We start from the raw sequence: 14,603 nt of genomic DNA on the forward strand, positions 1-14,603 counted from the left end.
CGTAGGATGACGACCGGGCGGTAGGTAGACCGCCGCCCGCACACGGTTCGATCCGGCCACCGCGCACCCTGCGTCGCGCGCGGTGGCCGCTCCTCTCGCACGACGGCGTGCGAGGGACCCCGCTCGACGGCGAGACGAGGAGGAGCAGGCGCAGGGCGCGAAGCCCTGACCAGCAAGGACACAGATCGGTCATCCCTCGAAGGAGAGACGATGAGCACGTCCCAGATGACACGTCGCAGCCTCATCAAGGCGCTCGCGGCGTCGACCGTGGCCGTCGGCCTCGGTGCCGCCGCCGCCCCCGCGGCGAGCGCGGCGACACCCACCGCCGGACCGCTCGCGGCGGCCGGCAACGGCCGCTTGATCCCGCCCGGAAAGATCGGCATCCAGCTCTACTCGATCCGCGACAAGGTCTCGAGCCTCGGGTTCCGTGCGGTGTTCGAGCAGCTCGCGGACATCGGCTACTCCGAGATCGAGTTCGCGGGCTACAACCAGAACCAGGTCGGGCCGATCACGCCGGAGGAGATCCGGCAGCTCCTCGACGACAACGGGCTCAGCGCCGTCGGCTCGCACGTGGGCCTCAACGCGCTGCGCAACGACCTGCCGCGCCAGCTCGAGATCGCGAACATCCTCGGCATGCCGCACGTAGGCACGGCGAACGCGCCGACGAACGTCAACACCGTCGACGGGTACCGTGCCGCGGCGGAGGAGTTCAACGCGTGGGGCGAGCAGGCGCGCGCGGCGGGCCTGAAGCTCTACCAGCACAACCACGCGGGCGAGTTCGCGTTCGCGACGGACCAGCCGGACGTGCGCCTCTACGACGTCTTCTTCGACAACACGGACCCGCGGACGGTGTTCCTCGAGATGGACGTCTACTGGGCGTTCGTCGGCCAGTACCGCTTCCCGGGCTTCGAGCCGATCGACTACGTGCGGAACAACCCGCACCGCTACCCGCTCCTGCACCTCAAGGACGGGGCGCGCAACGAGGCCAACCCCAACGGCTTCGACATCATCGAGTTCGACGCGGGCGACCTGCCCTACCGCGAGTTCCTCCGGGCCACCAAGGCCCGCGGCACGCGGTACGGCATCTGGGAGCAGGACAACGCGCCGTCGTCGGCGGTCCCGCCGAACCCCGTCGACTCGTTCGGCAACGCGGAGCGCAGCTACGACGCGCTGCTCGGCCTGCGCGGCTGACGTCGCGATCGACCGGTCGTCCGGCGCCGGTCTCTCGCGATCCCCGCAGCACCCTGGGAACAGGGCGCTGCGGGGATCGTCGCGTGGCCGGGACGTGCCGTGGCCCCCGCGGACGTGGACCGTGCGTGCTGGCAGCGGCGTCAGACGGCTGAGCCGGCACGCGCGGAGCGGCGCTCCGCGGCAGGACGGACGGCGCCCGCGGCGGCGAGGCTCAGGACCGTGGCCGCGCAGATCACGAGGAGCGCGTGGCGCGCCCCGATGCCGTCGACGAGCAGCCCGAGCAGGGGTGGGGCGCTGAGCATCGCGACGGTGGAGAACGACGTCGCGACCGCGACGCGCGGGCCGGCGTGGGCCGGGTCGTCGGACGCGGCGGCGATCGCGACGGGGTTCGCGAGGGCGGCACCGCACCCCCAGAGCACGATCCCGACCCAGGCGAGCGGCAGGGTCGGCGCGAGGCCGAACGCGAGGAGACCCACGAGCGCCGACGCCCCGGAGGCGCGCAGCACCGTGACGCGGCCGAAGCGGTCGATGAGCCCGGTGCCCGCGAACCGGAACACCGTCATCGCGCCGACGAACGTGCCGTACGCGACCGCGCCGAGCGCCTCGCGCACCTCGAACCCGTCGACGACGGCGATCGACAGCCAGTTCCCGGCCGACCCCTCCGACAGCGACGACGCGAGCAGGACGAGCCCGATGAGCAGCGTGCGCGGTTCACGCCACGCGGCGAGCGCGGCCCGGAGGCCGGCCCCGCGGCGGGGCGACGCCTTCCCGCCCGTGTGCTCGGGCGCGAGCGCGGTCGCCGGACGGATCAGCGCCGCGCGCGCGAGGGCCACGGCGACGCTCACGACGACGAGCTGGGCCGTGATCCCGACGTGCGCCCAGGAGAAGCCTGCGGCGACCAGCGCGCCGCACGCCGCGCCGATGGAGAACGCGGCGTGGAAGTGCGGCAGGATCGCGCGCCCGACGTGCTGCTCCACGGAGGCCGCGCAGATGTTGATCGGTACGTTGGTCAGCGCGCCGCACGCGCCGTTGACGAACGCGCCCACCGCGAAGAGCCCGACGCTCCCCGTCCCCGTGCCGGCCGCGACGAGCGCGAACCCGGCGACGTTGCCCGCCGTCGCGACGACGAGCGTCGCGCGGCTGCCGAACCGCGCGACGACCGCTCCCGTCACGACGACCGCGGAGAGCGTGCCCAGGCCGCCCACGACGAGCAGCGCCCCGAGCTGCCCGGAGCTCAGGCCGAGCGCGTCACGCACCGACGGCAGGCGGCTCATCCACGACGTGCCGATGACCCCGAAGAGCGCGAACTGCACCATGAGCGCCCAGCGGGCCCGCGCGACCGTCGTGGCGTCGTCGACCTGGGCGCGGGTGTTCCTGGAAACCGTTGGGAGTCTTGACACTTGCCGAAGTCTACGGAGCGTCACGCTGCCGAACCCCGGGTTGCGCGCTGCTGAATCGATTCAATGACGCACAACCCGGGGTTCGGCAGGAGGCGGTGGCGCACAACCCAGGGTTCGGCAGGAGGTGGTGGCACATGACCCGGGTTCGTCGGCCGGTCGGTCAGAGGCGGACGGTGCCCGCGACGACGGTGACGCAGTCGCCGCCGACCCACACGGTGCCCGCCTCGTCGCGCTCGACCCGCACGCGGCCCGCGCGGCCGAGGGCAGCGCCCTGCGCCGCGAGGTACCGGTCGGGCAGCCGTCCGTCGCGCGTGAGCCACTGCCCGACGACCGCGTTGAGCGACCCGGTCACGGGGTCCTCGGGGATGCCCATGCCCAGGGCGAACCCGCGCACCTCGGCGGCTGCGCCGTCGGGCCCGGACGCGCCGTCGGGCCCGGTGGGGTAGAGCCCGACGACGCCCACGGACAGGTCGGGGTGCTCACCACGCAGTGCGGTGAAGTCGGGTGAGAGGCCCGCGACGCGCTCCGCCGAGTCCAGCAGCACGACGCGCCAGCCGGGCCCGTTGTCGAGCACGCGGTGGTCGAGCAGCGCCTCGTCGGGGACGCCGAGGGCCGCGACGATCGCGGCGAGGTCGTCGGCCGGGATCGGCTCGTCGACGAGGATCCCGGGCGCGGCGAACGCCAGGCGCGGCGCGCCGTCGTCGGGCGACCCGCCGTCGTCGGGCGACCCCTCGTCGTCGGGCGAGCCGGCGCCCCGCCGGATCGTCACGAGGCCCACGCCGCACTCCTGCACGACGACGCCGCTCGCCCGGGGCGTGCCGCCCGCCTCGAGCCAGGCGTGGCACGACCCGAGCGTCGGGTGCCCGGCGAACGGGAGCTCGCCCGAGGGGGTGAAGATGCGCAACCGGTAGTCGGCGCCGTCGGCGGCCCCGCGAGCGGTGGGCGGCAGGAGGAATGTCGTCTCCGAGAGATTCGTCCACCGGGCGAACGCCGCCAGGTGCTCGTCGGTGAGGCCGTCGCCGTCGAGCACGACCGCGACGGGGTTGCCGAGCGTGGGGCGGTCGGAGAAGACGTCGACCTGGGCGAACGGCCGCGAGACGGTCGTGTCGGCGATGTCGCCGTGGCGCGCGTTCATGCCCACGAGCCTACGACGACGGTCGATCTCGCACTTTCGCCGGTTGGTGCGCGGAAGTTGTAGACGCCCCGACAGAACCGGCTTACGATCGACAGCGTTGTCAAGCATGGGGCGCGGAGCGGGTGACACTGGGGGGCCAGCTTCGTCGACTCGATGATCCATACGAAGAAGGAGCAATGATGCTCGTACGCACCAGCCTGCCGGCGCCCCGCCGGGCCAGGTACCGACGCGGCGCGGCCGCCCTCACCCTCGGCGCCCTGGTCGTCGCGGGCTGGGCGGTACCGGCCGCGGCAGACCTCCCCGAGCAGGAGCCCGGCGTCACGCTGCGGACCTTCCAGCTCGCGCAGGACCCCGGGGGCGTCTGCACGCTGAAGTCCGGGCAGACCCCGAACGTCGACAAGCTCATGCCGACGATCGACTGGCGCACGCCCGAGGAGTTCGGCGGCTCGGACAACTTCATCTCGCACGTCGTCGCGAACCTCCACGTCCCGGCCGAGGGGCAGTACCAGTTCCGCGTGACGAACGACGACGGCGCGCTCGTCTACGTCGACGAGCAGCTCGTCCTCGAGAACGACGGCCCGAACGACTCGACGTCCGTCGAGGGCTCCGCGACCCTCACCGAGGGAGTGCACCCGCTGCGCGTCGAGTACTACGAGGGCGGCTACGACGAGCGTCTGACGCTCGAGTGGAAGACCCCGGGCAGCACGGCGTTCGAGGTGATCCCCACGTCGGCGCTGAGCACCGAGGCGGGCGTCGTGCGCGTCACCGCGCCCGGGTACAAGTACTGCGAGGGCGCCACCGACACCGCGGGCGACGGCCTGCGTCTCGACGCGGTGAACCCGAACTACGACCTCGTCGACCTGCGCCCCGAGGGCTTCGAGCCCAAGGTCTCGGGCCTCGCCTTCACGCCCGACGAGAAGCTCGCCGTCGTGACCACCGGCGAGGTGAGCTCCGGGGGCTGGCGTCCTGACCCGACGTCGGGCGAGGTCTACTTCCTCGACGGCGTCGTCGGCGCCGACGGGCCCGAGGACGTCACGGCGACGAAGGTCGCGGACGAGCTGCTCAACCCCATGGGCGTCGAGGTCATCGAGGACTCGATCTTCGTCTCCGAGCGGTACCAGCTCACGCAGCTCACCGACCCCGACGGCGACGGGTTCTACGACGTCCACACGAAGATCGCGGAGTGGCCCGACGGCGGCAACTTCCACGAGTTCGCGTTCGGCCTCGTCCACGACGAGGACTACTTCTACGTGAACCTGTCCGTCGCGATCGACAACGGCGGCGCGACGACGAACCCGCAGCCGGCCCAGAACCGCGGCACGTCCATCAAGATCGACCGCGAGACCGGCGAGGTCACGTACGTCGCGGGCGGTCTGCGCACCCCGAACGGCATCGGCTTCGGCCCCGAGGGCGAGCTGTTCGCGACGGACAACCAGGGCGCGTGGCTCCCGTCGAACAAGCTCGTGCACATCGAGCAGGACCGGTTCTTCAACCACTTCACCAACCCGGCCGGTCCTTTCGACGACCAGCCCGTGACCCCGCCCGCGGTGTGGATCCCGCAGAACGAGATCGGGAACTCCCCGGGCACGCCGATCCTCGTCGAGGACGGCGAGTTCGCCGGCCAGATGTTCGTCGGCGACGTCACGTACGGCGGCATCCAGCGCGCGTTCCTCGAGAAGGTCGACGGCGAGTTCCAGGGTGCGGTCTTCCGCCACACCGCGGGCCTCGAGGTCGGCGTCAACCGCGTCATCACCGGGCCCGACGGCGCTCTGTACGTCGGCGGCACCGGCGAGGGCGGCAACTGGGGCGAGTCCGGCAAGCTCCGGTTCGGCCTCCAGAAGCTCGTCCCGGTCAACGAGGACTCCTTCGACATGAAGGAGATGCGGGTCGTCGAGGGCGGCTTCGAGATCGAGTACACGGACCCTGTCTCCGACGAGGTCGTGGCGAAGCTCGCCGACGCCTACCAGCTCAAGCAGTGGCGCTACGTGCCGACGCAGCAGTACGGCGGCCCGAAGGTCGACGAGCAGCCCCTGTTCGTCACCGACGCCCAGGTGTCCGAGGACCGCACGACCGTCACCCTGCAGGTCGACGGCCTCAAGCCCGGCCACGTCGTGCACCTGCGCTCGCCGCGACCGTTCGCCTCGGCGGAGGGCACGGAGCTCCTGAGCACCGAGGCCTGGTACACGCTCAACTCGCTGCCGGGCTACGTCGCGCCGGCCGACCGCGGCTGGTACGAGGCCGAGGAGGCGCAGCCGCTCGGTTCGTCGAGCATCGCCTCGGAGCACAGCAACTTCTCGGGCGCGGGCTTCGCCGCGGGCATGAACAGCGCCGGCGCCGGCCGCACCTTCAGCGTCACGGTCGACGAGGCCGGCACCTACCCGGTGAACGTCCGCTACGCCAACGGCATCCACCCGTTCCCCGAGCTGCGGTCCAAGAACGTGTCGCTCCACGTGAACGGCGAGGACCTCGGCCAGTGGACGTTCCCCACGACCGGGAGCTGGAAGGACTGGGGCACGCAGACGCGCGACCTCGAGCTCGAGGCGGGCGCGAACACGATCACCCTCCGGCAGGAGGAGGGCGACGAGGGCAACGTCAACCTCGACGTCCTGTCGGTCGGCGAGACCCCGGACATCTGCACCCCGGGTGAGGTCGAGGACGGCTACACCGCCCTGTTCGACGGCACGCTCGCCAGCCTCCAGGACGGCTGGCGCATGGCCGGCCCGGGCGGCTTCGGTCGCCAGGAGGACTGCTCGATCCGTGGCAGCGGCGGCATGGGCCTGCTCTGGTACACGGCCGAGGAGCTCGGCGAGTACTCGCTCAAGCTCGACTGGAAGCTGTCGAAGGACGACAACGGCGGCGTGTTCGTCGGGTTCCCGGACCCGGGCAACGACCCGTGGGTCGCGGTCAACCAGGGCTACGAGATCCAGATCGACGCGACCGACGCGGCCGACCGCACCACCGGAGCGGTCTACACGTTCCAGGGTGCCGACGCGGAGGCCGTGGAGGCCGCGCTCAACCCGGTCGGGCAGTGGAACGCGTACGACATCCGCGTCGAGGGAGACCGCATCCGGATCTACCTCAACGACGTGCTCGTCAACGACTTCACGAGCACCGACCCGGCGCGCGACCTGTCGAGCGGTTTCGTCGGCATCCAGAACCACGGCAACGGCGAGATGGTCTCCTACCGGAACATCCGGGTGAAGGATCTCGCGGGCGCCGAGGAGCTGGCGGTCGACGCGACGGCGCAGGTGCGCTGCGTCGCGGGCAAGACCTACGTGGCGGTGCGGGCGACCAACGCCGACACCGTGCCCGCGGACATCACGCTGACGACGCCGTTCGGGACGAAGACCTTCGCCGGGGTGGAGCCCGGCAAGGCGGCGTACCAGTCGTTCACGACGCGGGCGACGTCGGTCGAGGCCGGCGCGGCGCAGGTGTCCGCGTCCGGTGACGGCCGCACGGCCGAGCTCGACGTCGCGTACGACGCGGCGAGCTGCGGCTGACGCATCATCCAGGGGGCCTCGCGCCCGGCGTCCCGCCGGGTGCGAGGCCCTCGCCCGTCCGAAGGGGCCGGTTCCGGTGCGAGTGCTGGTGCCGGTGCTGGTGGCCCGGTGCCGGTGCCGGTGCCGGTGCCGGTGCCGGTGCTGGTGGCCCGGTGCTGGGTCGGCGTGACGGGAGCGCGGTCCGACGACGCTCCCGTCACGACGTACGCTGCTCGGGCCGTACCGACCCACCGGTCGTCGGACCGCCGGTCATCGACCGTCCGACCCGTCGACCTGCCCTGCCCCCGGGGACGGACCACCCCTCGAGGAGGACGAACCATGCTCGAACGGCTCGGCCGCGCCGTGGCCCGACGACGCGGGCTCGTCCTCGCGGTCTGGGCGGTGCTGCTCGTGGCCGGGGCCGTCCTGGGCGGCGCCGTCTTCGACCGCACGCAGCCGATCGCCGACGCCCCCGCGGGCAGCGAGGCGGCACTCGCCGACGCGTGGCTCACCGAGGTCACGACCCCGGCCGGCGAGGAGCCCGAGGGCGAGCTCGTCAGCGCGGTGATCGGCGGGCGCGACTTCTTCGACCCGGCGCTCGTCGAGAGCGCCACCGCGGTCATGGCCGAGCTCCGCGCGATCCCCGGGATCGTCGACGTCTTCGACGCGTACACGGCCGGCGGGCTCGTCAGCGACGACGGGCAGAGCTCGCTCGTCACCGTCGAGCTCGACCCCGGTCTGGACGACGACGAGGCGCTGGCCGTCGCGGACCGGGTCGCCGCGACCCTCGACACCGTCGACGCGCCCGAGGTGCTCGTGGGCGGCGAGCTGCTCGCCGAGCGCGCGTTCGTGGACCGCTCCCTGACCGACGCCGCTGTCGGCGAGAGCATCGCGCTCGCGGTCCTCCTCGTCGTGCTCGTCGTCGTGCTGGGCGGGCTGCGCGTCGGCGCCCTGCCGATCCTCGCGGCGCTCGCGACGATCGCCGTCGCGCTGCTCGTGCTGTCCGGCCTGCTCGGCGTGGTCCCCGTGAACGAGTTCGCGGTGAACGTCGTGACCCTGCTCGGCCTAGGCCTCGCGGTCGACTACGCGCTGCTCGTCGTCGCGCGCTTCCGCGAGGAACGCTCGCTCGCGCCCGAGGCGGCGGTGGAGGTCCTCGTCGGCCGAGCCGTCGCGACCGCCGGGCGTGCCGTCCTCGTCTCCGGCGTGGCCGTCGGCATCGCGCTCACCGGCCTGCTGCTGCTCGGCGACCCGCTGCTGTCCGGCATGGCCGTCGGGGGCGCCGTCGTCGTGCTCGTCGCGACCGTCGCCGGCCTCACGCTCGTGCCCGCGCTCGTGGCGACGTGGCACCGGCACGTCCCCGCGCCCGGGGTCCGCACGTGGTCCCGGCCGTGGGGCCGCCGCGCGGGAACCGCCGCGGGCGACCGGACCGCCGTGGGCGAGCACCTGACGTCGGGCCCGGCGGGGCTGCTGGGCCGCCTCGCGGGCTTCGCGCAGCGGCACACGGTGCTCGTGACCCTCGGCGCGACCGCCGGGCTGCTCGCGCTCGCCGCGCCGCTCGGCTCCCTCACGCTCGGCAGCTCGGAGGTGCGGTCGCTGCCCGCCGACGCCGAAGAGCGCCGCGCGCACGAGGCGCTCACCACGGACTTCTCCGACCTCGGCGTCGCGCCGGTCACCGTGATCCTCGACGCGCCGGTCGACGACCCGCGGGTGCCCGACTTCCTCGACGAGGCCGCCGCACTGCCCGGCGTCGTCGACGCCGGGCTGGACCTCGACGCCGTCGACCCCGACGTCACCGTCGCGGAGCTCACCCCGGCCGGTGACGCGACCGGTGCCGAGGGCCAGCAGATCGTGCGCGACGTGCGCGAGCTGCGGGACGCCCGTTTCGGGGTCGGTGGTGCGCAGAGCCTCGCCGTGCAGGTGGCCGGGCCCGCGGCCGACGTCGTCGACACGCAGGCGCAGCTCGTGCAGCGGCTCCCGCTCGCGCTCGGCGTCGTCGTCCTCGCGACGTTCCTGCTGCTGCTCGCGCTCACGCGCTCGGTCGTCGTGCCGGTCAAGGCGCTGCTGCTCAACGGCCTGACCATCGCGGCGACGCTCGGCGCGCTCACGGCGATCTTCGGGTGGGGCTGGGGCGAGGGCGTGCTCGGGTTCGACTCCTGGGGCGCGCTCGACGTCACGACACCGCTGCTGCTGTGCCTGCTCGTCTTCGGCCTGTCGATGGACTACGAGGTCTTCCTCCTCGCGCGCATCACCGAGGAGTGGCGACGCCGCGACCCCGCCGAGGACCCGCGCGTCGCGAACGACCGCGCCGTCCTGCGCGGGATCACCGCGACCGGACCCGTCGTGACGACCGCCGCCGTCGCGATCACCATCGTGTTCCTCGGGTTCGCGATCGGTGACGTCGTCGCGATGAAGGAGATCGGCGTCGGGATGGCGATCGCCGTCGTGCTGGACGTGACCGTGGTGCGGGGGCTGCTCCTGCCCGCGACGATGACGCTGCTGGGGCGCTGGAACTGGTGGCCTGGGCGGTCGGGTTCGTCCGGCGGCTCAGGGGCTGCGTTCGGCGGCGGCTCAGGGGCTGCGTCCGGCGACGACTCCGGGGTTGCGTCCGCCGACGACTCCGCGGGGGCGGGGCGGGTCTACCATCCGCCCGCTCGTTCCTCGCGGGCTCCCGCCAGACCCGCCACGACCCGCCCCACCCCCGCGGAGCCGTCAGCTCCCGGGGCGGCGTCACCTCCCCGGTCGTCGCCGAGTTAGTACCCCGGTCGGTCGAGGTAGAGCTTTGGTCGGTCGAGGTAGAGCCTTGGTCCGCGGAGGGAGAACCCCTGGTCGGGGCGCCCGGGGTTCTCCCTCGTGGCGGTCAGACGTCGCGGAGGACCTCGGTGACGAAGCGGGCCGAGCGCTCGCGCAGGCCCTGGATGCGAAGCTCGATGAAGAGGTCGCGCATCTCCTGGTCGTCGCCCATCTCGGTCCGGGTCGGGGTACGGCGGACGTTCGCCGAGCAGAGGAACTCGGTGCAGATGAGCGTGCCGACGGTGTTGCCGCGGCGGCCCGCGGCACCGGTGCGGCGCGCGACGTAGAGGCTGACGTCCTCGGTGACGACGACGTCCTCGCACCACGCGCACACGGCGCGCTTGCGCGGGCCGCCCGTCTTCGCGTCGGACGAGCGCAGCATGATGCCGACGGGCTCACCGTCGAGCGGGACGACGGCGTACGACGCGAGCGGCGCCTTGCGGTCACGCCACCCGAGGTAGTCGAGACGCTCCCAGTCGAGGGTGTCGAGGTCGGGGAGCGTCGCCTGTGCGGCCTCGCGCTTCGAGGCGTTGACGAAGGACGTGCGGATCTGCTTCTCGGTCAGGGGGTTCATGGTTCAGGCTTCCGGTGCGGTCGGGAGCCGCCGGCCGGGTCGGCGCGGCCGGGCACGGGAGTGCGCGGTGCACGACGGCGGCGGTCCGGGCCAGGGCGACACGGGTCACCGTGGCGGCGGCGTGGGCAGGGGAGGGCCCGACGTCGGGCCCGGCCGCGGGAGCAGGAAAGCTCAGGAGCGGGCCGGCGACGTGCGGGTCGACGCACGGCCCGAGCAGGCCGACGCGGCCACCTCGCAGCCTGCGGTGACGCCGTGCATCCGCTGTCTCCTCGTCCGTGTGCCGTTCCGGCGCGGACCGATCGCGGTCCGCGAGGTCGGTCTCAGATGGTTGACCGACCCAACCATGGTGCCCCAGCGATCGCGGCGAGTCCACCCACTTCCCTGTCGAACCCCGGGTTGTCGGCTACGAACGGCCGCCGCTGCCGCACAACCCCGGGTTCGGCGGGCGGGGTCCGCACAACCCCGGGTTCGGCGGGCGGCGTGCCGCACGACCCTGGTTCGGCGGGCGGCGTGCCGCACGACCTCGTTCGGCGGGCTGGGCCGTGGGAACCGTCAGCCGGCCGCCACGCTGCCGAGCTGCACGACGACGACCCGGTGACCGTCCGGGTCCTCGACGTGCGCGAACCGGTCGCCCGTCTCGTCGTCGCCGTCAGGCCCGACGGTGGGCTCGACCCCGATCGACGCGAGCTGCGTGAGCGTCGCGTCGAGGTCGTCGACGTACAGCACGAGGTTCGGGAGGCCGAAGCGCACGAGCGGGGACGCGCCGTCGGGCAGGGGGACGAGCCACAGGCCGGGCTCGTCGACGCGGCCCGGGCCGACGTGGAGCAGGGGGAAGCCCTCGGTCTCGCCCCGGAACAGCGTCCCGAAGCCGAATCCGCCGGCCCAGAACGCGGCGCTCGCGTCGAGGTCCCGGCACAGGAGGACGGTGCGGCCGATCGTCGTCGTCATGCCCGGGAGCCTAGCGACGCCGACCGCGACAGCGACGTCAGCGCGTGCCTGGCGAGGACGACCGGCCTACCGTGGAACGACGCCGATCCCGGTACGGTGGAGTGCTGTCTGGAGGGCGGTGAACGAGCCCCGGCCTCCACGAGATCTCAGAAGGAGTCACCGACATGACCACGAGCAGCGAGCAGGCGGCCCGCAGCCCTCTCCCGACCGGCACCGAGGGCCGCGACATCCCGGGCCACGCGGGCGCGTTCGCGCGCTTCGTCGTCTCGCTCGTCCTGTTCGTGGGCGGCATCGTCCTCATGGGCGCGGGCATGTCGGTCGAGGCCACCTACGGCGTCTGGCTGTTCGTGGGCGGCATCGCCGCGTGCACCATCGCGTTCATGTGGCCGATGACGTTCACGGGCAACACCGAGCGCTGACGCGCAGCCCTCGCCGACGTAGAACCGCAGGTCGCGAGGTAGAAGCCCGGGGGCTCTATCTCGCGACCTGCGGTTCTCTCTCGCGAGCGAGGTGCTACTTCGCGGACTCTGCGAGCGTCGCCCGGACTGCCTTCGCCGCCTCGACGAGGTGCTCGAGCGACGGGACCGTCTCCTCGTAGCGGCGCGTCTTGAGGCCGCAGTCGGGGTTGACCCACACGACCTTCGGGTCGATCGCCTTCACCGCGAGCTCGAGCAGCTCCGTGACCTCGTCGGTCGACGGGACGCGCGGGCTGTGGATGTCGTAGACGCCCGGCCCGATGCCGCGGTGGTACCCGGCCTCGGCGAGCTCGGGCACGATCTCCATGCGCGAGCGCGCCGCCTCGACCGACGTGACGTCGGCGTCGAGGCCGTCGATCGCGCCGATGACCTCGCCGAACTCCGAGTAGCACAGGTGCGTGTGGATCTGCGTCGCCGCCTCCACGCCCGACGTCGCGAGGCGGAAGGACCGCACCGACCAGTCGAGGTACGCCGGCTGGTCCGCGCGCCGCAGGGGGAGGAGCTCGCGCAGCGCGGGCTCGTCGACCTGCACGATCCCGACGCCCGCGGCCTCGAGGTCCGCGATCTCGTCGCGCAGCGCGAGGCCCACCTGGTTCGCGGTGTCGCCGAGCGGCTGGTCGTCGCGCACGAACGACCACGCGAGGATCGTCACCGGACCCGTGAGCATGCCCTTGACCGGCTTCTCGGTGAGCGACGCGGTGTACGCGGACCACTCGACCGTGATCGGTGCGGGACGCTGCACGTCGCCCCACAGCAGCGGCGGCCGCACGCAGCGGGACCCGTACGACTGCACCCAGCCGTTCGCGGTGACGGCGAACCCGTCGAGGTGCTCCGCGAAGTACTGGACCATGTCGTTGCGCTCGGGCTCGCCGTGCACGAGCACGTCGAGGCCCAGCTCCTCCTGCAGCCCGACGACGCGCGCGATCTCCTCGCGCATCGCCGCCGTGTAGTCGGCGTCCGACAGCTCGCCCTTGGTCCACAGCGCGCGGGCGCGGCGGATCTCCGGGGTCTGCGGGAAGGACCCGATGGTCGTCGTCGGCAGGGGCGGCAGGTCGAGGCGCTCCTGCTGCGCGGCCGCACGCTCCGCGTACGGGCCACGGGCGAAGTCCGCATCGGTCAGCGCGGCGGCGCGCTCGCGCACCGCGGGGACGACGACGCCGCTCGCCTCGGCCCGGGACGCGACGGCCGCGCTCGACGCGGCGAGGGCGTCGGCCACCGCCTCGCGGCCCTCGGTGAGGGCACGCGCGAGCGTCGCGACCTCGCCGACCTTCTGGTCCGCGAACGCGAGCCACTCGCGCAGGCGCGGGTCGAGCGTCGTGCCCGACGCCGCGCCCGGTGCCTCCTCCGCCGAGCGGAACACCTCGTCCTCGACGTCGTGCGGCACGTGGAGGAGCGACGTCGACGTCCCGACGGCGAGAGCGCCCGCGCCGAGGTGACCCGCGGCGTCGACCAGGTCCAGCTTCGCCGCGAGGTCTGCCCGCCACACGTTGTGCCCGTCGATCACGCCTGCGACGAGCGTCTTCGTCGAGAGCCCGGGAATCGTCCCGTCCGGTGCGGAGCCCACGGGGACCTCGCCCTTGACGAGATCGATCGCGATCGCGTCGACGTCCGTGCCCGCGAGGAGGGCGAGCCCGTCGCGCACTGCGCCGTGGGACCCCGCCGACGCGGCCTGCAGCCCGCCGAACGGTGCCGCGACGAGGATCGCGGGCCGCACGTCGTTCGCCGAACCCGGGGTTGTGGCGCCCTGAGCGGCCTGATCGCCGTGCAACCCGGGGTTCGGCACCGTGCCGGTCGACGTCACGACCAGCTCCGTCGCCAGCGTGCGGTACGCGGACTCGACGGCCGCGGCGAGCTCGGCGAACGGCACGTCGACGTTGTCCGTGACGAGGACCGGCTCGTCGAGCTGGACCCACGGCGCGCCCGCCGCGGCGAGCGCGCGCAGCAGGCCGGCGTAGGCGGCGACGACGTCGTCCAGGCGGTCGAGCGGCGAGTACCCGTGGGGGGCGTCGTCGGCCGCCTTGGACAGCGCGAGGAACGTGACCGGCCCGACGACGACCGGCCGGGTCACGACCCCGGCCTCCTTGGCCTCGACGAACTCGCGCACCAAGCGGTCGTCGACGAACCGGATCGGGGTGTCCGGGCCGATCTCGGGCACGAGGTAGTGGTAGTTCGTGTCGAACCACTTGGTCATCTCGAGCGGCGCGTCCTCGCCGGCGCCGCGGGCCACGGTGAAGTACCCCGGGAGGTCGAGCCGGCCGTCGGCGTCGGTGAGCCCGGCGAACCGGGACGGCACGGCACCGAGCGTCGCGACGACGTCGAGCACCTGGTCGTAGTAGGAGAACGAGCCGGGGACGGATGCGTCGTCGGCGCCGAGGCCGAGCTCGACGAGCCGGCGGACGGTGGCGAGGCGCAGCTCGCGGGCCGTGGCCTCGAGCTCGTCGGCGCTCGTGCGCCCGGCCCAGAACGCCTCGACGGCCTTCTTGAGCTCACGCCGACGCCCGATGCGGGGATAGCCGAGGACGGTGCCCGCGGGGAACGCGACCGGAAGGTGGGTAGGGGAGGGTACGGAAGTGGCCATGATCGAAACCTCTTGCTGGTCCTGAGGACCGG

The 14,603-nt window shown here is 73.2% G+C and carries 9 protein-coding genes; 4 read left to right on the forward strand and 5 right to left on the reverse strand.

Annotated elements, in window-relative coordinates:
* The first annotated feature begins 210 nt into the window (after positions 1 to 210).
* Complete coding sequence (locus AC4H2G_RS05620) at positions 211 to 1,191, forward strand: sugar phosphate isomerase/epimerase family protein (RefSeq protein ID WP_494364769.1); 981 nt, start codon at positions 211 to 213, stop codon at positions 1,189 to 1,191.
* 140 nt (positions 1,192 to 1,331) lie between these two features.
* Here AC4H2G_RS05620 and AC4H2G_RS05625 read toward each other — a convergent pair whose 3' ends face one another.
* Both AC4H2G_RS05625 and AC4H2G_RS05630 read right to left on the reverse strand, forming a co-directional pair.
* Positions 1,332 to 2,591: an MFS transporter gene (locus AC4H2G_RS05625; RefSeq protein ID WP_494364770.1), complete on the reverse strand. Its 1,260-nt coding sequence runs from the start codon at positions 2,589 to 2,591 to the stop codon at positions 1,332 to 1,334.
* A gap of 160 nt (positions 2,592 to 2,751) precedes the next feature.
* Entirely contained in the window at positions 2,752 to 3,726 is a 975-nt protein-coding gene (locus AC4H2G_RS05630; RefSeq protein WP_494364771.1) for a PhzF family phenazine biosynthesis protein, read from the reverse strand.
* A gap of 179 nt (positions 3,727 to 3,905) precedes the next feature.
* Here AC4H2G_RS05630 and AC4H2G_RS05635 point away from each other — a divergent pair, with 179 nt between their 5' ends.
* Both AC4H2G_RS05635 and AC4H2G_RS05640 read left to right on the forward strand, forming a co-directional pair.
* Positions 3,906 to 7,226 carry a 3-keto-alpha-glucoside-1,2-lyase-like domain-containing protein gene (locus AC4H2G_RS05635; protein ID WP_494364772.1) on the forward strand — a complete coding sequence of 1,107 codons (3,321 nt, stop codon included), beginning with the start codon at positions 3,906 to 3,908 and terminating at the stop codon, positions 7,224 to 7,226.
* Between the two features lie 318 nt (positions 7,227 to 7,544).
* Complete coding sequence (locus AC4H2G_RS05640) at positions 7,545 to 9,959, forward strand: MMPL family transporter (protein WP_494364773.1); 2,415 nt, start codon at positions 7,545 to 7,547, stop codon at positions 9,957 to 9,959.
* A gap of 103 nt (positions 9,960 to 10,062) precedes the next feature.
* Here the strand turns inward: AC4H2G_RS05640 and AC4H2G_RS05645 are convergent, their stop codons facing one another.
* Both AC4H2G_RS05645 and AC4H2G_RS05650 read right to left on the reverse strand, forming a co-directional pair.
* Complete coding sequence (locus AC4H2G_RS05645) at positions 10,063 to 10,569, reverse strand: FBP domain-containing protein (RefSeq protein ID WP_494364774.1); 507 nt, start codon at positions 10,567 to 10,569, stop codon at positions 10,063 to 10,065.
* A 552-nt stretch (positions 10,570 to 11,121) separates the two neighbouring features.
* Entirely contained in the window at positions 11,122 to 11,517 is a 396-nt protein-coding gene (locus AC4H2G_RS05650; RefSeq protein WP_494364775.1) for a VOC family protein, read from the reverse strand.
* A gap of 164 nt (positions 11,518 to 11,681) precedes the next feature.
* Between AC4H2G_RS05650 and AC4H2G_RS05655 the strand changes: the two genes are divergently transcribed.
* The gene (locus AC4H2G_RS05655) at positions 11,682 to 11,936 is read left to right on the forward strand and encodes a hypothetical protein (protein WP_494364776.1); all 255 of its coding nucleotides are present in this window, start codon (positions 11,682 to 11,684) and stop codon (positions 11,934 to 11,936) included.
* Between the two features lie 94 nt (positions 11,937 to 12,030).
* On the opposite strand, the gene metE is transcribed toward AC4H2G_RS05655, so the two are convergent.
* A complete protein-coding gene (gene metE / locus AC4H2G_RS05660; RefSeq protein ID WP_494364777.1) occupies positions 12,031 to 14,571 on the reverse strand; it encodes a 5-methyltetrahydropteroyltriglutamate--homocysteine S-methyltransferase in 2,541 nt (846 codons plus the stop codon).
* Positions 14,572 to 14,603 lie beyond the last annotated feature (32 nt).

It is taken from the genome of Cellulosimicrobium sp. BMG9.23, assembly GCF_059159985.1.